At 59.0% G+C, this 21,584-nt stretch carries 20 protein-coding genes and 1 pseudogene; 7 read left to right on the top strand and 14 right to left on the bottom strand.

Annotation, left to right across the window (positions count from 1 at the left end; translation table 11 throughout):
• Positions 1-199 precede the first annotated feature (199 nt).
• Together MKZ91_RS04910 and MKZ91_RS04915 are read right to left on the bottom strand one after the other, a co-directional pair.
• Positions 200-2,080: a hybrid sensor histidine kinase/response regulator gene (locus tag MKZ91_RS04910; RefSeq protein WP_336168515.1), complete on the bottom strand. Its 1,881-nt coding sequence runs from the start codon at positions 2,078-2,080 to the stop codon at positions 200-202.
• A gap of 17 nt (positions 2,081-2,097) precedes the next feature.
• Entirely contained in the window at positions 2,098-2,838 is a 741-nt protein-coding gene (locus MKZ91_RS04915) for a helix-turn-helix domain-containing protein (protein WP_336168517.1), read from the bottom strand.
• Between the two features lie 141 nt (positions 2,839-2,979).
• Here MKZ91_RS04915 and MKZ91_RS04920 point away from each other — a divergent pair, with 141 nt between their 5' ends.
• On the top strand, positions 2,980-3,720 hold the full coding sequence (locus tag MKZ91_RS04920) for a response regulator (protein WP_336168519.1): 741 nt from the start codon (positions 2,980-2,982) through the stop codon (positions 3,718-3,720).
• A gap of 36 nt (positions 3,721-3,756) precedes the next feature.
• Here MKZ91_RS04920 and MKZ91_RS04925 read toward each other — a convergent pair whose 3' ends face one another.
• A complete protein-coding gene (locus MKZ91_RS04925; RefSeq protein ID WP_336168522.1) occupies positions 3,757-4,200 on the bottom strand; it encodes a hypothetical protein in 444 nt (147 codons plus the stop codon).
• Positions 4,201-4,343: 143 nt separating this feature from the next.
• Between MKZ91_RS04925 and argF the strand changes: the two genes are divergently transcribed.
• From argF to MKZ91_RS04950, 5 genes are all read left to right on the top strand, one after another.
• Positions 4,344-5,417: an ornithine carbamoyltransferase gene (gene argF / locus MKZ91_RS04930; RefSeq protein WP_336168524.1), complete on the top strand. Its 1,074-nt coding sequence runs from the start codon at positions 4,344-4,346 to the stop codon at positions 5,415-5,417.
• A 101-nt stretch (positions 5,418-5,518) separates the two neighbouring features.
• Complete coding sequence (locus MKZ91_RS04935; protein WP_336168525.1) at positions 5,519-7,114, top strand: MBL fold metallo-hydrolase; 1,596 nt, start codon at positions 5,519-5,521, stop codon at positions 7,112-7,114.
• A gap of 45 nt (positions 7,115-7,159) precedes the next feature.
• Positions 7,160-7,714: a hypothetical protein gene (locus MKZ91_RS04940; RefSeq protein ID WP_336168526.1), complete on the top strand. Its 555-nt coding sequence runs from the start codon at positions 7,160-7,162 to the stop codon at positions 7,712-7,714.
• A gap of 79 nt (positions 7,715-7,793) precedes the next feature.
• Positions 7,794-9,116: a trypsin-like peptidase domain-containing protein gene (locus MKZ91_RS04945; protein ID WP_336168528.1), complete on the top strand. Its 1,323-nt coding sequence runs from the start codon at positions 7,794-7,796 to the stop codon at positions 9,114-9,116.
• A gap of 53 nt (positions 9,117-9,169) precedes the next feature.
• The gene (locus MKZ91_RS04950; RefSeq protein ID WP_336168531.1) at positions 9,170-10,282 is read left to right on the top strand and encodes a site-2 protease family protein; all 1,113 of its coding nucleotides are present in this window, start codon (positions 9,170-9,172) and stop codon (positions 10,280-10,282) included.
• Positions 10,283-10,608: 326 nt separating this feature from the next.
• Here MKZ91_RS04950 and MKZ91_RS04955 read toward each other — a convergent pair.
• From MKZ91_RS04955 to MKZ91_RS04975, 5 genes and pseudogenes are all read right to left on the bottom strand, one after another.
• Positions 10,609-10,840, bottom strand: a pseudogene (locus MKZ91_RS04955) (ATP-binding cassette domain-containing protein); the annotation flags it as partial.
• A gap of 71 nt (positions 10,841-10,911) precedes the next feature.
• Entirely contained in the window at positions 10,912-11,361 is a 450-nt protein-coding gene (locus MKZ91_RS04960) for a host attachment protein (protein ID WP_336168532.1), read from the bottom strand.
• A 78-nt stretch (positions 11,362-11,439) separates the two neighbouring features.
• A complete protein-coding gene (locus MKZ91_RS04965) occupies positions 11,440-12,270 on the bottom strand; it encodes a universal stress protein (RefSeq protein ID WP_336168533.1) in 831 nt (276 codons plus the stop codon).
• Between the two features lie 70 nt (positions 12,271-12,340).
• Positions 12,341-12,868: an Hsp20/alpha crystallin family protein gene (locus MKZ91_RS04970; RefSeq protein ID WP_336168534.1), complete on the bottom strand. Its 528-nt coding sequence runs from the start codon at positions 12,866-12,868 to the stop codon at positions 12,341-12,343.
• A 496-nt stretch (positions 12,869-13,364) separates the two neighbouring features.
• A complete protein-coding gene (locus MKZ91_RS04975) occupies positions 13,365-14,390 on the bottom strand; it encodes a glucokinase (RefSeq protein WP_336168537.1) in 1,026 nt (341 codons plus the stop codon).
• Positions 14,391-14,448: 58 nt separating this feature from the next.
• On the opposite strand from MKZ91_RS04975, the gene ppsA reads away from it, so the two are divergent.
• Positions 14,449-16,827, top strand: coding sequence for a phosphoenolpyruvate synthase (ppsA, locus tag MKZ91_RS04980; protein WP_336168539.1), 2,379 nt, complete (start codon positions 14,449-14,451; stop codon positions 16,825-16,827).
• A 28-nt stretch (positions 16,828-16,855) separates the two neighbouring features.
• Here ppsA and MKZ91_RS04985 read toward each other — a convergent pair whose 3' ends face one another.
• From MKZ91_RS04985 to MKZ91_RS05010, 6 genes are all read right to left on the bottom strand, one after another.
• Positions 16,856-17,173 carry an ATPase inhibitor subunit zeta gene (locus tag MKZ91_RS04985; protein WP_336168541.1) on the bottom strand — a complete coding sequence of 106 codons (318 nt, stop codon included), beginning with the start codon at positions 17,171-17,173 and terminating at the stop codon, positions 16,856-16,858.
• A gap of 26 nt (positions 17,174-17,199) precedes the next feature.
• Positions 17,200-18,822 (bottom strand): chaperonin GroEL, encoded by a 1,623-nt coding sequence (gene groL / locus MKZ91_RS04990; RefSeq protein WP_336168542.1) that lies wholly within the window; start codon positions 18,820-18,822, stop codon positions 17,200-17,202.
• A 182-nt stretch (positions 18,823-19,004) separates the two neighbouring features.
• Complete coding sequence (locus MKZ91_RS04995) at positions 19,005-19,994, bottom strand: ribose-phosphate diphosphokinase (protein WP_336168543.1); 990 nt, start codon at positions 19,992-19,994, stop codon at positions 19,005-19,007.
• Positions 19,995-20,064: 70 nt separating this feature from the next.
• On the bottom strand, positions 20,065-20,406 hold the full coding sequence (locus tag MKZ91_RS05000; protein ID WP_336168545.1) for a hypothetical protein: 342 nt from the start codon (positions 20,404-20,406) through the stop codon (positions 20,065-20,067).
• Positions 20,387-20,959, bottom strand: a complete 573-nt coding sequence (locus MKZ91_RS05005; RefSeq protein ID WP_336168547.1) for a hypothetical protein — start codon at positions 20,957-20,959, stop codon at positions 20,387-20,389. The genes MKZ91_RS05000 and MKZ91_RS05005 overlap by 20 nt, the downstream gene beginning before the upstream one ends.
• Positions 20,960-21,018: 59 nt before the next feature.
• Positions 21,019-21,438, bottom strand: coding sequence for a DUF3775 domain-containing protein (locus MKZ91_RS05010; RefSeq protein WP_336168549.1), 420 nt, complete (start codon positions 21,436-21,438; stop codon positions 21,019-21,021).
• Positions 21,439-21,584 lie beyond the last annotated feature (146 nt).

Raw genomic sequence — 21,584 nt, forward strand, 5'->3', positions numbered from 1 at the left:
CGGCATTGACGGCCATCAAAGATCATCCTCAGGAGCTCGACTGGAGTGCCCGTGTTCTCAAGCGGGTATCGAAGAGATGATCGGCGATGGAGAAGCCGCCGTCTGGCACAGGTTGCCGTCTTGGTGTTTCAGGGACATACCCGCCCTGAACCCTCATCCGCCCAATGTACTGCATAGGACTTGCATGCAAGTGAGCGCATCAATCGAGTAGGTCTCGCAGGCGTTTTGCGAGTTTTCTCGCCGTGTAGGGTTTGAGCAGCCACAAGGCGCCTTCCGGCAACATTTGGCTCGGAGCCGCGTAGCCTGAGGTTACGAGTATTTTTGTTTCAGGACGAAATCTGCGGACGTGGTGCGCGAGCTCGTTACCGGTCATGCCGCCGGGCATGACCATGTCCGTGAACACAAGAGAAATCTCCGGGTGGTCGGCGAGGCGCTGAAGAGCCTCAGCACCGGTCTCGGCCTCAACGACGCCATAGCCGGTGTTCAAAAGCCGCGCGACCACAATGCGGCGGACACGGGCGTCGTCCTCGACAACGAGAATGGTCTCGTGTCCTCGCGCTAGCGGCTCCGGCGGCGGATCGTTTGGCTCGCCTGTCTCGCCGGTCTGGTTTTTTTCCTTCGCTGCCGGCAAGAAAAGCCGCACGCTCGTGCCGCGGCCTGGTTCGCTATACAGTTGGACATGGCCGCCCGACTGCTTGACGAAACCGTAGACCATGCTAAGGCCGAGGCCGGTACCGGCTCCGGTGACCTTGGTGGTAAAGAAAGGTTCGAACGCACGGCGCCTGACATCGTCCGACATGCCGACACCGGTATCGCTGACGCAGACCAGCACATAGCGCCCCATCCTGGAATCCGGATACATGAGGACGTAATCCTGGTCCAGGTTCGCCTTCGAGACCTCGATGGTGAGCCGTCCGCCCGCTCGCATTGCATCGCGCGCATTCAATGCGAGGTTCAAGAGCGCGTTCTGGAATTGTGCGACATCGACCAGAACGACATTGTCGGCGCCACGAACCAAGGTTGACAGCTCCACTGTCTCGCCGAGTGTGCGTCCGAGAAGATTTGCGAAGGTGCCGATGAGACCGCCCACGTCGACGAGCTTTGGAGTAAGGGGCTGACGCCGGCCGAAGGCAAGCAGTTGAGCGGTGAGCTTTGCGCCATCGTCCGCCGCCGCCTGCGCCTCTTTCAGGAGGTCCGTGACGCTCTGATCGTCGACAAGCCCCTCGATCATTTCGAGGTTGCCGGTAATGACAGTCAACAGATTGTTGAAGTCGTGCGCGAGCCCGCCGGTGAGTTGGCCGATGGCCTCCATCTTCTGTGCCTGACGCAGTTCCTCGTCGATGCGCTGACGGCTGGTCAGATCCCGAATGAAGCCGGTGAAGATCCGCCCCCCCGCGGATCGGGCTTCTCCCACAGACAATTCCATCGGGAATGTCGTGCCGTCCTTGCGCCTGCCAGTTACAACGCGCCCCATTCCAATGATCCGCCGCTCGCCTGAGGTGAGATAATTGTTGAGATAGCGATCATGTGCCTCGCGATCGGGAGACGGCATCAGAATCTTCACATTCGAGCCGCGGACCTCGTTCTCCTTAAAGCCGAAAAGTCGTTCAGCCGCCGCGCTGAAAGAGGTGATCAGCCCCGTCTCGTCAATCACCACCATCGCTTCGGGCACGGTGTCGAGGATTGATCTTAGATGGGCTTCTCGCGAGGCGAGGTCGGCCTGGGCGTGTTTCAAGTTGGTGATATCGCTGTCAAACCGCATGATATGATCGCTTTGACCGTTTGGCAGACCGATCCAGAGGCTCGCAACGAAGACCTTGCTTTCATCCTTGCGCTTTTGCGCCAGTTCGCCGGACCATGACCCGTGTCGTTGAACCTTTGCGTGGATGTCCTCAATGGGCTCGGGGAATGTGGTGGCAAGCAGGTGATGGATCACTTCACCTTGCGCCTCCGCCCCGGGCCAACCGTAAAGTCGCTCGCAGCCCTTGCTCCAGTGACTGATCCTTCCGCCGGTCTCATGCACGATCAGGTTCGCGTCCTTAAGGAGACCAACGATTTTCCCGATCGCAGTTTGCGCCATCATCCACTACCACGTTCTCAGGCGAAACCGGTTCGCCTAATCCTATTCGACACCGCAACTGGACGAAGATCGCAACCGTCGCCATTCGCGATCGATTGAAGCATATGCCTTTTCAAGATGATGATCGAGCGTCGGTCGGGCGCAACGATGATACCGTTGCTCGCGAATTTCGTTATGGTGCGAGATACGGTCTCGATGGTCATGTTCAAGTAGTCGGCAATATCAAGCCGGGTCATTGGAAGATCGACGAAGGTAACCGGTTCGGCGTCTCTGTCTTTCGCCATAAGAAGCAGAAAATTTGCAACCTTTTCGTCGGCACTGCGGCGTGACAACAATACCGCCTGGTCCTGGGCTGCAGTCATTTCGTCGCATAGCTTGGAAAAGAGCTGCTCGCGAAGGTGCGGCCGGCGCGCCACTTCATCTTCGAAGCGACGGCGAGGATATCGACGCAGCCTGACTTCAGTTATCGCTTCGACAGTATAGAGGTAACGGTCCTTGAGTGAGACGCCCAAGAGATCACCGGCATGGAGAAACCCCACGATGACCCTGCGACCATCGGCAAGCAGGCGTAATGCGCGCAGCATGCCGTCTTCAACCTGAAACACGTATTTGGCATCGTCCCCTTCCCAGAAAAGCGCTTGGCCCGGCGCAACATCGATCATGGGTTGAAGACTAAAGACGGACGATAGATCCGGTGGAGCAAGGGAACACTCGAATGCTCCAAGACCGCCCTGAAAAGCGACTGATTGAAGGGGCATCGCACATCCTCCATCTGACGCCGAGTAGGGAGGATTTCAACATCTGTGCGTGAACGGCCATCGACGCACGTGCAACAATTGATGCTATATTGTGACGGAATGTAACAGCATTTCGCGGCCGACCAGACTGCGGGGGAGGTTATGGCAAACGCTCGAAACGAGCCGGAACTGGTGCTTGTCGTGGACGACGATCCACGTATCAGGCAGATGTTGGCACGCTATTTCGAAGGGGAAGGCTATCGGGTAAGCCTCGCCGGCGATGGTCGGGAAATGCGAAACAGGCTCGATAAGGCCCCTGTGGATATCGTTTTGCTGGATCTGGGGCTTCCCGGAGAAGATGGGCTGTCGCTGGCCCGCGAGCTTCGCGCCCATTCCGAGATTCCCATTATCATGCTGACCGGCCGAGACGACGTGGTGGATCGTGTTGTTGGCCTAGAAATCGGCGCTGATGACTATGTCACGAAGCCCTTCCACCTTCGTGAAGTTCTTGCACGGGTGAGGGGCGCGCTTCGCCGTCGGCGTCCTCCGGCCGCGTTCGTTCCGGAGCTTCAATCGAGCGAAATCTTTTGTTTCGAAGGACTGCGCCTCGACGTCGCTTGTCGACGGTTGACAGCTAAGGACGGCCGCGAGATCGCCTTGACGACGGCCGAGTTCGACATGCTCTGCGCCCTGGTGAGGCATGCCGGCCGTGTCCTCAATCGGGACGTATTGATGGACCTGACCCGCGGCAGATCTCTGGAGGCCTACGACCGTGTGATCGATGCCCAGATCGCGAGATTGCGCCGCAAAATCGAAAAGGACCCGCGCCGTCCGGAGCTGATCAAATCGGTCCGAGGCGTGGGCTACGTGTTCAGTGCGCGGACGGTGAAAGAGGACGCTTAGGCTTTCGGCTTGCGCGGTCAAGTCCTGCAGCGGCTTTCAGCGTAGCGGGATAAATACCCCGTCCTCCTCCCGATCAAGCGCTCCGTTGGCAGCCGGCCATCGGTGCGGCTCAATGCTTGCGATATGCATGGCGACGCAATGTTGATCGAGCGCCCGCGCCCTCAAATATCGAAGCAGGGCATCGCAGACGCCATGTGCGTCGCCGGCGCTGGTTATGGCGAAAACGGGGATGGAGAGGTATCTGCCCCGTCGTTCACTATGCCTGGCACGCAGGACAGCGATACCCCTGATGTAACCGAGCGAATTTTCGGCAACAGCGATCTCCTCGACGAAAGGGGAGGGATATTTACGCATGACAGCCGCTGTGCAGATCTGTCGCCAGGCATCGAGCGCGATGTCGTAGCCCACGGCGACGATCAGGCAATAAGCCCGCTCGATCTGCGCTGCTTTGATTGGGGCGACGGCATAGGCGAAAGCCATGATATTCTTCCCGATGATTGGATCGGATTGAACGGACCGGCCAAACTCTGAGTTTTGTGCCGTGCGATTGCAGGCTCGCCACACAGGATGGGTTGGTAAGGTTCACTGTGACCGTAGTTTTCCCGTGAACAGGGAAGTCGTCATTGACGAGCATCAATGCCGACAACCGAGATCTGTCTTTTATTTGTTTGAAAGAGCGCCTCAGTAAGGAGGGGAGCACCATGACGGTTGATCTGCGCGGTCGCAGCGTGCTCACCCTTGATGACCTGACTGCCGAGGAAATCCACTACCTGCTTCGGCTCGTCGTTGACCTCAAGGGAGAAAAGCGGACTGGAACTGAGCTCAAGCAATTGAGCACCAAGAACGTCGTGCTGTTTTGCGAACGAGATTCGATCCATGCGCGCGCCGCCTTTGAAGTCGCAGCCTACGACCAAGGTGCCAATGTGACCTTGATCGGACCATCAACCGGTCACACCCGCTATCGGGAATCGGTCAAGGACACGGCCCGTTTTCTCGGCCGGCTGTATGATGCCATTGGATACATCGGGCATTCCCAATCCACCGTGGAAGAGGTCGCCAAATGGGCGCATGTCCCCGTCTTGAATGGAATGACCGACACGTCACACCCCACGCAGACCTTGGCCGACCTCGTGACGATGCAGGAATGCAGCGACAAGCCTCTCGATGACATGATCGTCGCCTTCCTTGGCGATGGACGCAGCAACGTCGCTCGATCACTGGCATTGGCATCCTCGAAACTCGGCATCGACCTTCGCATCGTTTCACCGCCGATTTTCTGGCCGGAGGCGCCCTTCATTGAATGTGTGACGTCGGCTGCAAGGGATAGCGGCGGCCGGGTAACGGTCCTTGAGCACGTCGGCACCGGCATTCTGGGGGCAGACTTTATCTGCACGGCGCCGTGGTTTGGGGAGGGAGACGTGCGTTGGGCCGAGCGGGTGAGGCAGCTCGCGCCCTTTGCCGTCAGAGAGAATGTTATGGAGGCGACCGACAACCCGCAAACGAAGCTGATGCACAGTCTCCCCGCCTGGCACTGGCGGGAAGACGAGGCGGGCGCCCGTATCGCGAAGCGTTTCGGCGTCGAGTGCATGGAGGTGTGCGATGGTGTCTTTGAATCCAAATCCTCGATCGTCTTCGATCAGGCAGAGAACCGTATGCCCGCAATCAAGGCGCTTCTTGTAGCCACGCTTGCCGATTGATCGCTGCGATCGCAACAGCGCCTGCGAGCTGTGAGCTTTGCGATTGACGCGAACCAGTTTCCGGGGCCTACACCACGACGACCAGAACGAGGTTTATGCTAATGATCGATCAACCACTCCTTCATTTTCATGGAGCCGCTGGCACCGTCACCGGTTCATGCCAACTGATTGAGTTCGGCGAATCGAAAGTTCTGATCGATTGCGGGCTGTTCCAGGGGTCCAAGACGGAAAAGGAACTCAACTATCGTCCGTTCCCCTTCGATGTCGACAGCATCGACGCCGTGATCCTTACGCATGCGCATATCGACCACTCCGGCCTCTTGCCGAAGCTCGCCAAACTCGGGTACGGGGGCCCGATTTTCGCAACGCCGGGCACGGCCGATCTGTGTTCCGTCATGCTGCCCGACTCTGCCCATATCCAGGAGAGCGAAGTCGATCAACTCAACCGCCGGAACCTCAGACGTGGGCGGCAACCGGTGACACCTATCTACAGCGCTCGTGACGCAGCTGTTGCGGTCACTCTGTTCAGGCAGGTGCGGCTCGGCAAATGGGAGACGGCGTCCGAAGGAGTACGGTTTCGGTTCTGGAACGCGGGCCACCTGCTGGGTTCGGCGTCCGTTGAAGTCGAGCTCAACACGTCCCCAACGCCGCTCAGATTGCTTTTTTCGGGGGACATTGGCCCGCGCCACAAGCTTCTTCAATATGACGCGGTCGCGCCGACTGGCTGGGATTATGTTGTTTGCGAGAGCACTTACGGCGACGTCGAGAGGGAAGATGCAACCGACGAAACGAGGCGACGCATTTTGCGCACGGAAGTTCTGGAGGCGACCCATCCAAACGGCGCCCTGATCGTGCCATCCTTCGCGGTGGAACGAACCCAGGAGCTCCTCACCGATCTCGTTTACCTGATGGACACCGGCAAGATCGAAAGATGTCCGATCATCATCGATTCGCCTCTGGCGACACGCGCCAGCGAAATCTTTCGACGGCATGCTCGGGAACTGGAGAACGGGGAACTGCTTGCCAAGGCTCTGCAAGCGAAGAACGTCCGGTTCACGGAGACCCCCGAGCAATCGAAAGCAATCGATTTCATGAAAGGCTTTCACATCGTCATTGCCGCCAGCGGAATGTGCGAGGCCGGCCGGATAAGGCATCGCCTGAAGAACTGGCTTTGGCGGGACGAGGGAACGGTGCTCCTTGTCGGCTACCAGGCCGCCGGTACCTTGGGACGCATTCTTGAAGACGGGGCATCGGTGGTGCGCATCCAAGGCGATGACATTCGCGTGCGCGCGCGTATCAGGAAGCTGGATATCTATAGCGGGCATGCCGATGGCAAGGAGCTTGCGGAATGGGTGCGGGCGCGCGAGCCGATCGGCGCCGGCGTCTTTCTTGTCCACGGGGAGGATGCGGCTCTTCAAGGAATGAGACAGCGACTCCAGACGTTCCTGACTGAGGAAAAGGTGGTTCGTCCCCGATTGGATGCTTCGTTCCGACTGGAAGCGAAGGGAGCCGTCGAGATAGTTGAAGGCGTCGCCCCGCCACGCATCGACCCATTTCGCGCGGGGCGGACGGACTGGAACAACGATTTGCAATCGCTGGTGCTCGACTTGCAGGCGGAATTGGCGAAGGCAGCCGACGACAAAGCCCGGGGCGTGGTCATTCGCCGCGTGCGGCGGGCACTGAACGAGGACGCTTGAGCCGTCGCTCATGCCAGCGACGAAGTGAATCGACCTGGAGCAGGCATGTTGGACGCGATATCATCAACCGGCGAGCGCCATACGATCCCGATCCGCATCGATCAGTTGGCTCGGCTCTTCAATTCGCTTGATCCTACACCCTTTCATGAGCGGGATCTGGACGAGGATGCCGAGCGTTTCATTGTCGATTGGGCTGAGGAGGCCCCCGATGATGGACCAATTGCGATTGTCGTGCAGTTGCCTTCGGGAGAAGCCGACACGGCGGTGAAGCGTGTTGTCCAGGACGCGATACGCTACAATTTTGAAAGCCGCGCCAAGCAAGCCAGTCGCGAGTTGCGGCAGCTTTTAAGGGAGGGGCGGCGCGCCTTGTTCATCGGCGTGCCGATCCTCGCTTTCAGCTTGATCGCAAGTCAGCTCGTGACCAATCTTTCGGGTGAGGGCGCGTTCTCGCGTGTCGCCAGCGAAAGCCTGGTGATTTTCGGTTGGGTGGCAAACTGGCGGGCGCTGGAGATCTTTCTCTACGATTGGTGGCCAATCATGCGACGCGGCCGGCTCTATCGTCGTCTGGCTGCAGCGGACGTCCAGGTGCTCGCCTACTGACATTCGATATTTCTTGATGCGCATCAATGCACCCGCACAGAGAGATGAGATCCTGACACCTTAGTCAGGAGTGCAGGATATGCAGAATCTCCCATGTTTCCTGCTTGCCACCATGATCTATGCGGTCACCACTTCGCCAGCCTCGGCAAGTGGTGGCGTCGGGTTCTCTGACGCCCTGGCTCGGGTAACCCCAGCGGTCGTTGGTATCAGCAGTACCGCCAACCGTGTATTGACGAACGACTTGCTGGACGATGCGAACGTTCGAAAGATCCTGGGCCTGCCCGAACATGTCCTCATCGTTGAGAGTGGTGCTACCGTTACGGGATCCGGCGTCATCATCGACGCCGAAGAGGGCTACATCGTTACAAACAGCCACGTGATCGCCGATGCCGATGACATCGCCGTCACGCTCAACGACGGCCGCGTTCTGCCGGCCGAAATTGTCGGCAGCGATCCGCCAACCGATCTTGCCGTGATCAGGATTGGGGCGCCGGGCCTCGTCGCCCTTGACTGGGGGCGATCGTCCGTTCTGAGGGTTGGCGATTTCGTGGTAGCGGTGGGCAGTCCCCTTGGCCTGGAGCAGACAGCAAGCTTCGGAATCGTAAGCGGGCTCAGCCGGTCCGGTCTCGGGATCGACGACTATGAGGACTATATCCAGACTGATGCCGCACTCAACCCGGGAAACTCTGGTGGCGCGCTTGTCAATGCAGCAGGCGAGCTTCTGGGAGTGGTACGGGGGGCACCGCCGCCAAACGAAGGCGCCCAAGGCGTTGGTTTTGTCATCCCTTCCGAATTCGCGTCCAAGATCGTTCGCGCTCTCATAAAGGATGGAGAAATTAGGCGCGGACGGCTCGGCGTGTCCGTCATCCTTTCGCAGGCAGGCGACGACGCGATGGCGGATCTGGTCGTTGACCGGCTCTCCTGCAACTCGGCCGCCGAACGCCAAGGGGTGAGGCTCGGCGATGCCGTGACTGCGCTCAACGGCCACGCGGTCTCGACCGAGGCCGCCTTCAGAAATGCGCTCAACCTGCTGGGGCCTGGTATGAAGGTCACTCTCGATATCCGCCGGGAGGGGAGGACGCAGCGGCTGGAACTGAAGCTTGACGATCCCGCGAGCATGCACGGCGTCCCGGTCAATAGCGCCCTGGACTCGGTGACCCTTGCCTTGCCGGATTCATCGGCTTCGCGCGCGTGTACGCCCAGCGGGCCGGTGCTCCTGGAGGTGCCGTCCGATAGCGTAGCGTATGCAGCTGGGCTCAGAGCGGGCGACTACCTGACATCGATCAATGGTGAGCCGGCCGTCTCGGCGGCTCGGATGCAGGACCTGTTGGACACCGTAGATGGCAACGTTTCGTTCGATATCCTGCGCGCAGGCACGGCGTATCGATTTGTGGTTCCGTAGACGCAATTCTTCGACGATCGGCTTTGGGAAAAGAATATCGGAGCGAGAACACCATGAAATGGTCCTTGAAACTGGGCACCGTCGCGGGGACCGAAGTCCGCGTGCACGTCACATTCGCCCTTCTGCTCATTTGGATCTGGGTGATGCATTACCGGATCGGCGGTCCGCCTGCCGCCTGGGAAGGCGTTGCCTTCGTCATCAGTGTCTTCCTCTGTGTGGTGCTTCATGAATTCGGGCACATCGCAGCCGCCCGCCACTTCGGCATCAAGACACCGGATATCACTCTTTTGCCAATCGGCGGTCTAGCGCGATTGGAACGCAACCCCGCCGGGCCGCTTGAGGAGTTCGTGATCGCCATCGCAGGCCCGCTCGTAAACGTCGTGATCGCTGGCCTTATCGTCATGGCCGTCGGGGGCGCCTTGGGCTTGGAACAGCTGTTGGCGCCGCAAGATCCCCGCGTTGATTTCCTGGCGCGGCTCGCGGGGGTCAATATTTTCCTCGTCTTGTTCAACATGATCCCTGCCTTCCCCATGGATGGCGGGCGCGTCCTCCGGGCAATTCTTGCTTGGCGTCTGCCCTGGGCGCGGGCCACCACGCTTGCGGCTCGGATCGGACAATCCATCGCGGTGGTCATGGGAATCTTTGGCATCTTCTTCAGTCCATTGCTTATCCTGATTGCCATCTTCGTCTATTTCGCTGCGGAGACTGAAGCGCAAGGCATTGAACTTCAGGCGATCTCGGACGGCACGAGTCTCTCGGACGTAATGATCACAGATTTCGCGACGCTCGGTCCCCAGGCCCGTGTCGGCGAGGCCGTAGAGCTCTTGCTGGCCACGAGCCAGAGCGAGTTTCCCGTTGTTGACGAGGCCGGCCGGTTCGAAGGGCTAGTGACCCGCGGGAGTATCGTCCAAGCAATGAAAGAAAGAGGGGCGGGCGCTCCCGTAAGCGCAGTGATGCGTCGAGATGTCCCCACAGTGAATGAGCAGTCCCCGATCGATTTCAGCATGAAGCTCATGCAGGATGCCCGTTCGCCCGCCGTACCCATCGTGGATTGCAGCCAGCGCGTTGTCGGTCTCATGAATTATGAGACCATTGGAGAGTTGATGATGCTTCGCAACGCCGATGAACGCTTTCGTCCCGGCCGCCGCGCTCGCCGCTCGCCCTAAACATTCCGAGTTGATTTCTTTCGCTCAACGACTGCGACCCCATCCGCGATCCGATCGCTCGGATAAAGAATGACCCTCTCTCCCGAAACCAGGCCATTGAGGATCTCCACTTCCAGATTGTTGCGTTGCCCCACATGGACCGTTTTTGTTCGCGCCTTCCTCAAACTGTGAAAACCGCCCATTCGTCTTTCTGCCCGGAACAATGTGCCTAATGGGAGTTTGAGGACTTCACCTTCAAAAAGGATGATCTGAACGTCGGCGCGATAACCGTGCCCAAGCGGCCGCCAGGGACCGGTGCATCGGCGAAATTGATGACAACGTTAGTGAAACACAAAGCCGACGTGGTTTCGCCTGTATTGGTTGAGCGCACGTTCACTGCCCAGCGAAAGCGGATGATCGCCGAAGCGAACTTGGCCTGAGGTGGGTGTGTCGAGACCGCCCAGTATATTGAGCAAGGTGGATTTGCCGCTTTCGGACGGTCCGAGCAGCACCACGAGTTCAGCTTTGCAAAAAATCGACATCGACGCCGCGAACGGCAGAAACTTCAACTGCGCCCATTCGATAGATCTTCGTCAGGTCGCGCGCCGAAAGTGCGATGACCCTTTTTCCGTTTCCCACTGACCATCCCTTCAGATTGCACCATCGTGCGCCCGGCATTCCGTCTGTGCCCTAATCGGTAAGGTACCTTTCAATATCCGCGACCTCGAAACTGACGCGGTCCTTCCCAGTTCTCCGCTGATGACGGACCGCGTGTGGGGGCCGAGTTCGGTGCGCAACTGGCCATGCACGCGTGGGGGCGCGGCCAGCACGAGGCGCTGGATACGTTCGTTGCGGACAAGGGCCGATACCCTTTCCGCAACATTGGCGACGAACCTTTCTTCGGCCTGCCGGTGCAAGTCGGTCTGCTCGACCTTGCTTTGCGCTTCGCCGACCGATTGAAAGGCCGTTCCCTCGCGCTCACTTCCCAGCATGTGCGCCGGTGCCCCTGGATTTGCGACAGACTCGATCACGATCAGATTGAGGAGTTCGGAGCCCCCGGCGTTGCGCATCATAAGGACACGGCCTCCGTCGCAGGCCAAAACCCAGCAATCGTGCGGATTTCTTGGTTTCGTCGCTTCACCTCTCCATCTGCGATGCTCGGCTCAGCAACCGACCGTTCAGTGTGCCATGAGGATTGGCAACTTCGCCTCGTTGAGCATGGATTTCGTAACACCCCCGAGGATGAGCTCCAACAGCTTGGAATGCCCGTACGCGCCCATGACAATCATGTCGGCGTTGATGTCCATTGCATGCCTTTGCAGCGTCTCGGTCACAAAGTGACCTGCGCTCGGCAGGGTCTCCACCGAGACATTGACGCCGTGGCGCGCGAGATACGTTGCGATATCGGCGCCCGGTTCGCCACCGCTCACCCTCGAGGCCGCAACCGGGTCGACCATGGTGACGTGAACGGACTGAGCCATCTTCATCATTTCGAGCGCATCTCTTACGGCGTGGGCCGCGCTCGGACGCGAATCCCAGGCAAGCAGGATCGTCCTCGGCCGCAATGTCGCGATCGCACCGGGCGGAACGAACAGGACTGGGCAACCCGCTTGGAAAAGTCCGCCGCTGACAACCTGAGACTTCAACTCGTCGTTCGCAAATACGCCGGGGCCGGCGAGGATCAGATCCGCGTAGAGGGCTCTTTCGCCGATATCATAGGCGGGACCTGCGACCTCCGCGTACACGCTGTCGACATCAAACGACAATCCGGCCGTAGCGAGACGCTCGCGGATCTTGACAATGTGATCGGAAAGCCGCTGCAGGTTGCGCTCGCGCACTTCCAGCCAGCTCGGCGACAGCGTCTGATAGCGTCCGGTAGGCACGGGGGCCATGGTGACGACCAGGGTGCTGAGATGTGCGCTCACCTCGCCGCCCAGGTTCGTCGCGATGTCCAGATCATCGGCGGCTCCATCGTCTGCGAGCACGTTCAAAATTGTCTTGAATGACATGATATCCTCCCTTTGGCGGTCAGCGCTCCGCAAGGCGCTTGAGCCCCTGCGAAGCGGAGCGCCGAGCCCGTTAGCTGGCCTTCACCTGGATCTTGCGATCGTTCTGTTGAGCCTCCTTGGTTTTTGGCAACGTGACCGTCAGCACGCCCTTCGAAAACGTCGCCGCAATATCCTCGGCTTTCACGCCCTGAGGCATCTTGAAGGTGCGCTGGAACGAGCCATAGCGCCGCTCGGACAGGACGTATTCCCTGTCCTTTTCTTCCTTGGCCTCCAGCTTTTCGCCGCGGATCGTCAGGTTTCCGTTCGAGACCTTAACCTCGATGTCCTTTTCCTCGATCCCGGGCAACTCGGCGGTGATCTCGTAGCTCGCCTCTTTCTCGACGAGATCAATGGCCGGCGCGAGGGCCCAGGTCGGCAGGACGGTTGAGCTGTGAATATGCACGGGGTCAAACGAACGGCGCCAGAAGCTCGGAGTGAAGTCGTCGAACAGGCGGTCGATTTCGGCCCGCAAACCTTCAAAGGGCATCCACGATTGCGCGCGGGAACGAGGGGCCTGTTCGTCCTGCTTGATGGGGAGTTTCGTCGCTGTCTCGGTCATGACTGGGTTCTCCTTTGAGTAAACGTGGGGCCTGGCCGGCGACCGACAAAGGACATGAGAAAGAGACGCGTTGACCCGCTCGCCTCCTTTGGCCTTCGACCAGTAGACCGGACAATTAGACCGCGATCTGCAAGCTGGCGCATTGACGCCCGTCAAAGCTGGCCCCGTCGCTGCTTTGACGCAGAGCAATGCAAGGCATTGCCGTTCGTGTTGTTGTTCCCCAAAGAGCGACGTTCAGGGATTTCCAAATGACCGGGCGTGACATACGGCACATGATACAGGCGGTCCTGTTGAATTGGATTCTGCTGATCCTGATCGTTCTCATGATCGCTTCGGTCTTCAGTGTGCTCCTGATAAAAGGGGGTCTTCTCAAGGAGAAACAGGTAAGCGTCGAGCCGCCTCAAGGTTTGGTCGCCTCTTGTTGCACCGTTCAGGCTTCCTGAAAGCGGAGACTCCGTTCATCGCCGAACCCGTTGCCTCGTAATTGGGCAGTGGCTCAATCCAGGTGCCCGGCGAGTGCCAAAGCCGCGCCCTTCAAGATCGCCTCGTCGCTGCGGATGATGAAAATTGGTATCTCCGCAAGCCAGGCGGACCGTCGGCCCTTCGCTTCGAAAGCTGCTCGAAACAGATCGGCCTTCAACCGTCGTTCCATTTTTCGCGGAATGGCCCCCCAGAGATAAATGCCGCCCCTAGCATCATAGAGAAGAGCTATGTCACCAGCGAACCTGGCCAGCCAGGTGGCGAAATTGTCCACGGCCTTCGCGGCCACCGCGTCGCTCCCGCTTAGTGCCGCGTCGATAATGCTGGAGGCCGGCGAGCCGCGCACGGCCTGACCGGCACTTTCGAGCAGCAACTCATAAAGATGGCAAAGACCGGCCTCCGACAGGAGGTTCTCGACCGAGACGTAGTCGGTCGCGCAGCGGATGCGCTCGAAAATATCAAATTCCCCACGCGTCTGGGGGGCAAAGGAGATACTTCCCGCATGGGTTTGGTGCGCGGTCCATGCGCCATCGCTCGACGTCAGCGACGTAACGCCAAGCGCCTGCCCGACGCTGATGATCGCCTTCGACGTGTCAGGTTCGACCTTTTGTCCGCTGATCAATTTTGTGTCGTGTAAAGTCAGATGGGGGAGAACCAATGCCAGCGCGTCGAGCGCCTCGACCTTGAAAACTCGCGAGGGGGAAGTGCCCCAATCGAGTTGTTCTGCCAGATCATGATGAAGGCGATCTTCGTCGGCAGCCGGGCCGCCGTTGATGACCGCGATGCCGATTGCCGAAGTCGCTACGGGCGTGGACCGGATATAGGCGGCCAGCGCGTCGGTCACGCACGAAAAGGCGTTGTTGTCGAACTGTACGTAGTGGTCGATCGATAGCCGGTCGTAATCTGTGACCGCAAGGCGTGTGTGTGTTTCGCCTATCTCCGCAACGATTGCCTGACGCGCCAACTTGCCCACCGCAGGTCCTCCCATGTCGTTCACGAGATTGTGCCGCAAGTCCGCCGAATGCGCTTTGACGGCCGTCAAGGTCAGACCCCACCTCGGGGTTTAGGATTTGCCGGTTCTGAATGCTGGAGGCTTTGGGATGAGATCCGTTATTTGGCTCGAAAACGTCAGACGAGGCGACATCGGTGACGTTGGCGGTAAAAATGCCTCGCTCGGCGAATTGATCTACGGGCTCACCGGGAGCGGTATCAAGATTCCAGGCGGATTTGCCACGACGGCGCAAGCCTATTGGCGCTTCATCGATTTCAACGGTTTGCGCGAACCAATCCGCGCGCTTGTGGCCGCATGGGAATCCGGACGCGACACCCTTTCCCAAACCGGTACGGCGATCCGCGCCCTTATCCTGCAGGGTGCCTGGCCCCCCGACATCGAGGAAGACCTGATATCAGCCTATCGCAATTTGTCGAAAAGGCTTGGCGTCGAGGCCGCGTCCGTCGCGGTGCGCTCGAGCGCCACCGCTGAGGATCTGCCAGCGGCGAGTTTTGCAGGGCAACAGGAAAGCTACCTCAACATCGCCGGCGATCGAGCACTCATGGATGCCTGCCGCCGCTGCTACGCTTCCCTCTTTACGGATCGTGCCATGGCATATCGCCAGGCAAACGCTTTCGATCAGATGAAAGTGGCGCTCTCGATCGGCATCCAGCAGATGGTACGCTCCGACCTTGGCGCAGCCGGCGTCATGTTTTCGATCGAAACGGAGACCGGGTTCAACAAGGTTGCCGTCATCAATGCCAGCTGGGGACTTGGCGAGTATGTCGTGAAGGGCACCGTCGATCCGGATGAATATCGCGTCTTCAAACCGTTGCTCGGCATTCCTGACGTTGTGCCGATAATCGAAAAGAGACGTGGCTCCAAGGAACGCAAGCTCGTCTACGGCGATCGGTCATCCCCGACGCAAGGCGTCTTGACGAACGTCGAGGAGAGGGCGGGGCTCGTCTTGAGCGACGAGGAGATTGTCAAGCTGGCCCAGTGGGCCGTTGCAGTTGAGACGCACTATGAATGTCCCATGGACATCGAATGGGCGAAAGATGGTCAAAACCAGGAGATATGGCTTGTCCAGGCGCGCCCGGAGACGGTGCAGTCCCAGGCGGCGACCAACTTGTTGTCGACGTACCGCATCAAATCCAAGGGACGACCGATCGCTCGGGGACTTGCGATCGGCAACGCCATAGCGTCGGCGCCCGTATGCCTTGTCAAACATGCGGGCAACCCTGATCGCTTTGTCGACGGCGCTGTTCTGGTTGCAGCGACCACGGATCCGGACTGGGTTCCGCTGATGAAACGTGCCTGCGCTATCGTCACCGACCATGGCGGCCGGACGTCACATGCCGCAATCGTCAGCAGGGAGCTCGGTGTTCCTGCGATCGTCGGCGTTGGAAACGCAACGCAGTTGCTTCACCCGGGGGAGGTGGTCACCGTATGCTGTGCCGAAGGTGATGAGGGCACGATCTACGAGGGACGGGCGGACTTCGCCGCCGAGGAAACTAACCTCTCCGACATACCTGAGACGCGAACAAAGGTGATGCTGAACCTGGCCGATCCGCAAGCTGCATCCAGGTGGTGGCGGTTGCCGGCCGACGGCATCGGGCTGGCGCGCATGGAGTTCGTGATATCGAATACCATACAGATCCATCCGATGGCGCTAGTCCACTTCGCCGGCTTGCGGGATCAAGCCGCCAGGGAGATGATCGAAAGCCTGACGAGGGAATACACCGACAAGACAGAATACTTCGTGGACAAGCTCTCAGCCGGGCTGGCGCGACTTGCCGCTGTCGCGTTTCCGAAACCGATCATCGTTCGCATGAGCGACTTCAAGACCAACGAATATGCCGGTCTTTGCGGCGGAACGCAGTTTGAACCGCTAGAGGAAAACCCGATGATCGGCTTTCGTGGAGCCTCCCGCTACCATTCACCCCGCTACAGGGATGGGTTCGTGCTGGAGTGCCGTGCCATAAGGCGCCTGAGAGAGAGGATGGGTTTTGTGAATGTCGCGCTCATGATCCCCTTCTGCCGCTCTCCGCACGAGGCGGAAAAGGTGTTGGATACCATGGCCGAGAATGGATTGAAGCGGGGCAACGGGCTTGAGATCTACATCATGTGCGAAATCCCTTCCAATGTCATTCTGGCAGCCGATTTCGCGCGGCACTTCGACGGGTTCTCGATCGGCTCGAACGATCTGACCCAATTGACGCTTGGCATCGACCGTGACTGCGAGGACCTCGCCGCCGTCTTTGATGAACAAGATCCTGCGGTGAAGTGGATGATCCGCAAGGTCATCGGCGATGCAAAGGCAGCGGGCGCCAAGATCGGGCTTTGCGGACAGGCACCGAGCGATCATCCCGAATTCGCCGCCTTCCTCGTCGACTGCGGAATTGATTCAATCTCCGTTACGCCCGACAGTTTCGTTGCTGTCAAACGAATGGTCGCGACTGTGGAAGCGAAACAGGTGAAAGGGTAGGGGATCGAGGCGAACGGAGCGTAAAGCGTCATTCTTCGGCTTCGAGCTGCTCGGCTGCCACATAAAGGAGCGCGCGCATTTTCTCCTGTAGCATGGCCTTGTCGGCCGCCACGTTGGCAGCGCGCAGATCGTCGAGAACCTTCAGCAAGACATCATCATCTCCCGGATCGGTTTGGCCAGCGGTGATCACCTCTTCCACATAACCCGATACGTCCGCGCGACCGATAACCTGCGCCGCCCACCTCGCCAGGATGCGATTGCGTCGATCACGAACTCGTATTGCTCTTTCGAAATCCAGGAAATACTTCTCTTCGAGCGCTTTTTGACGTTCGTTCAATGCGGTCATCATGATGCTCCGACATCTTCTGGGGGCTAAGCTTGCATGCCGGCCTCGACAAGGCCGTCCCTTGCCGGCTCCGGTATTTCTGTCATGGTGGCTTCGGTGAGCAATAGAACGCTTGCGACCGACACCGCATTCTCAAGCGCTACGCGAACGACCTTTGTGGGATCGATGATGCCGGCAGACATCAGGTCGACATACTCCTTCCGCCCGGCGTCAAAACCGTAATTGCCTTCCGCCTCCATCATTTTCGCCACGACGACGCCGCCATCCGTGGACGAGTTCTCCGCGATCTGGCGTGCCGGGAGTTCGAGCGTGCGCTTCAGGATCTGCACGCCGGTGCGCTCGTCGCCTTCACAAGCCCTTTCCTCATCGGTAAGGGCATTTACGCATCGCAAGAGGGCAAGGCCGCCTCCGGGAAGAATACCTTCGGCCACCGCCGCCTTGGTTGCGCTGATGGCGTCGTCGAGCGCTTCCTTCTTCGACTTGAGTTCCGCTTCCGTGGCAGCACCCACCTTTATGACGGCAACCCCGCCTGAAAGTTTTGCCAGTCGCTCCTCGAGTTTTTCTCGGTCGTAGTCACTCGTCGTCGTGGAGATTTCCCGCCTTATTTGGTCGGCGCGGCCGGCTATCGCCTTCTTATCTCCCGCGCCGCCGATGATCGTCGTCGTATCTTTTGTGATGACCACCCGTTCGGCGCGACCTAATTGTTCGGCTGTCACCGTTTCCAGTTTGATGCCCAATTCTTCGGAAATAAGCTGACCGCCCGTGAGTATGGCTATGTCCTGAAGCAGCGCCTTTCGCCGGTCGCCGAAACCGGGTGTCTTCACGGCACAGTTTCGAAGCGTTCCCCGCATCTGGTTGACGATCAGCGTGGCCAGCGCTTCCGTTTCAACGTCCTCGGCGATGATCAGCAACGGGGTTCCGGACTTGGCGACGGCCTCGAGCAGGCCGACGCAGTCCTTTAGCGACGTGATCTTCCGGTCAAGAAGCAGAATGACAGGATTTTCAAGCGACACTTCCATCCGCTCCGTGTCAGTGACGAAGTAGGGCGAAAGATAGCCGCGATCGAACTGCATGCCTTCGAGTACATCAAGGACCGTCTCCGTAGATTTAGACTCTTCGACGCTGATGACACCTTCGTCGCCGACCCGCTCCATTGCTTCCCCGATCAGGCTGCCGATGTGCGTGTCATTGTGCGCCGAGATGGTTGCGACCTGTTCTTTTTCGCGCTTCGAAGAAACGGGGCGCGATTTTCGTTTGAGTTCGGAAACGACGCACTTGAGCGCTCGGTCGAGGCCCCGCTTGATATCGATTGCGCTTGCGCCGGCCACAACATTGCGTAGGCCGTCGGCAAAGATCGCGTGGGCAATAATGGTCGATGTGGTTGTTCCGTCGCCGACGATTTCGCCGGTCTTCTCTGCGGCTTGCCGCAACATCCGCGCACCAAGATTTTCCTCCGGGTCCTTGAGATCGAATTCCTTGGCGATTGTCACACCGTCATTGCAGACGATCGGCGAACCCCACTTTCTCTCAATCAGCACCGCCTTGGATCGAGGTCCGAGTGTAACCCGAACCGCGTCGGCGAGCTGAGCAGTTCCCTTCAGGATCTTTTCGCGCGCCGCTGAGTGGAAAAGAACTTGCTTGTGCGCCATGGTTCCGGCCCTCCGTCAACTACCGTCTAGCACGGGAGGAGGGATGCGGCCTTGATGGGCGTCAAAGACTTCTTCATTCACGCCGTCGCACCTTTGACGGCGGTCAAGGCGAAGCCGATCGATTGGTGCTTTGATGAAACAATCTCGCGCTCACCTACCTCAAGGTGGCAAGGCTTCGCTCGTCACTGGTCGTCTCCTGAGAGTGCGGCAAGCGGAACGCCGGTATGCAGGCGACGAATGGTTTCGGCAAAAAGCGGTGCGCTGCTCACGACCTTCACACAGTTGCGCAGGAGGTCTTCCGGTATATGGAATGGAGAAGCTGAGTCCGTAACGATCGTCCTGTCGATCGCAGGATGAGCGAGAACCGCCTCGCAGCCCCGGTCGAAGAGCGCATGGGCAGCAAGGGCATAAACTGAATTCGCGCCCCGCTGGCGACAGGCTTCGGCTGCTCTGAGCATCGTTCTGCCCGTCCCGATCATGTCGTCCACAATAAAAACGTTCGCCCCTTCGACGTCACCTGCGAACAGGTGTCCCGAGACGATCCCACCGCTGCGACGCTTTTCCATGATCGCAAGTTGAGCCTCATTGCCGGACAGGCGCTCATAATATTCCCGCAAGAGTTGCGCGCGCTTTATGCCGCCGGCATCGGGCGACAATATCATTGTGCGCTCGGAACCGGAGAGGCTTGCAATGGTCTCACTGAAGAGTTTCCGGGTGTCGAGGTGAACCGTTGCACAGCGGAAGGCGTTCTGAAATGCCGAAAGGTTGTGGACGTCCAAAGTCACGACCGTGTCGATGCCCACTGCCTCGAACAGTTGTGCCACGTATCGTGTCGTCACCGGGTCGCCTGACTTGGTCTGCCTGTCTTTGCGAGAGTAAGCGAGATAGGGTGCGACGGCGGTTACGCGCGCCGCGCCGTGTTCGCGGCACGTGGCTGCGAAAAAGAGCAATTTACACAGCTTGTCATTCGCCGAACCTTGAGGCGAACCATTCAAGGTATGTATGATGAAAACGTCGTTGCCGCGCACGCTGACAAGCGGACGTGCCTTGTGCTCCCCGCCTTCAAAGTCACGCTCTTCGTGCTCGGCAAGGGGGATCTCGAGTTCTTTCGCGATGGCTCTTCCAAGAGCCATCGTTCCATTGAGTGCGAAAATCTTCATGAGAGCTAGCATGATGCATGGTGTCCCGACGCTCATTGACGATGGTCAAGGATCCAAAACTTTTGCTCGGAAAAGCTTGCGGTCATGCTGGCGCGAACGGCTCAGTCGGCTCGGCGTCGCACTGCAACAGATCGCGCCGCACCACGCGTTTTCCCTCCGTCGGCCCATGCGTGCTCGTCGTCACGATGCTCCGCCCCTCAGGCTCGTCGTCCCGTTGATGGTAAATGACCACCCAGTCTTTCGTTTTTCCCAGTTCGTGGGCACGCCTGCTGTTGGAAAACAGAACGGTGAAATGCCAGTCGCCCACTTGGGAGTGCATGACAGGAAGCCAGTGTTCATGTTTCGGGTTGAAACGCTTGGGGGCTATCAGGCGTAGCGCGCCCGAAGCAGCCTTGTCTCGGTAGTCACGGTCGACTTCGAGCAAAAGCGCAATAGGCGGTGGGCTCGCTTTTTTTCCAAAGGTAATCAGTTGATCGCCGTGCGAGGCGCTCAGACAGTGCGGAAGCGATCATTTGCTTTCGCCTGGGCCCGATGCCTTTAAAAACGAAGTTGCCGAAATGGATGGCGTGCTCCAGATCTTCCAGGGTCTTAAGCGTTCCATCCTCCGCCAATACGCCAGCCAATCGCGGCCCAATTCCGGGTATGGTGCGAAAGAGCACCTCCGGCGCAAGTTGGCCACGCAGCCTTTCCAGCTGCCCCCAGTGGCCGCTTGCGACCATTTCAATGATGGCGCCGGCGATTGCCTCTCCGACCGCAGGCAAAGCTTCGACGGCTTCCCGGCCCCCTTCCTCAAGAATTGCAGCGATCGGTCGATTGAGCGCGGCGACAACGTCGGAGGCGCGCCGATAGGCACGGGATCGGAAGTCTTCCTCTCCCTGTTCCTCGAGCAAGCCTGCGTATTCATGCAGTTGCTCAGCGATCACCCTGTTGTCGTTCCGGAGCTTATCCTGGGCGATCGGACCGGTCTTTCTCGCCACAACGTCCTCCTACTCGCATCGCTCAAGTTTGCGCGTGGACCGCAGACGCCATTCAAACGCTACAGGCGTCCCTTCTCGTACTCCTGGCAAGACTCTCCGAACTCAGCCATCGCCTCTTCCAGGTAATCCGCAAGAAGCGGTGTTCCGATCAAATAGGCGGCCGTGTGTTCATTGTGAGCGTCGGCGGCCTCGGCGCGAATTCGCTCCCAGTCGCCCACCGTGTCGTCTCCGCGGCCGAGCCAGCAAAGGGCGACGAGGTCGATCTGCTCGTCCTCGTTCATTGCGGAGATCGTGCTCTCCAGCTCGGATTCGACGGGATCATCCGGTCGGTCTTCAAGCACGGAGATCATATTGTCGTCAGAGGCATTGGAGGCAGGGTCAACGTCGGAAGCAACATCCTTGGCGTCGAATTCGCGCGCCTTGATGATGAGATAGCAAACTGTATCGGGCGAGATCGACAGGTCCCAGGTTCTGGTCATCTGAATTCTCCAAGCTTGCCGAATGGCCCACTTTCGTCTTGTCACAGCGCTCAGTTCAGCGGCCAAACGTTCGTGTTCATAATCGCAGGCTGGCACCGGAACGCTTTGATGACCGTCAAAGTGGCCAGGACGTTGGGAGGAATATC

The organism is Ensifer sp. MJa1, assembly GCF_037026475.1.
Taxonomy (GTDB): Bacteria; Pseudomonadota; Alphaproteobacteria; order Rhizobiales; family Rhizobiaceae; genus Ensifer.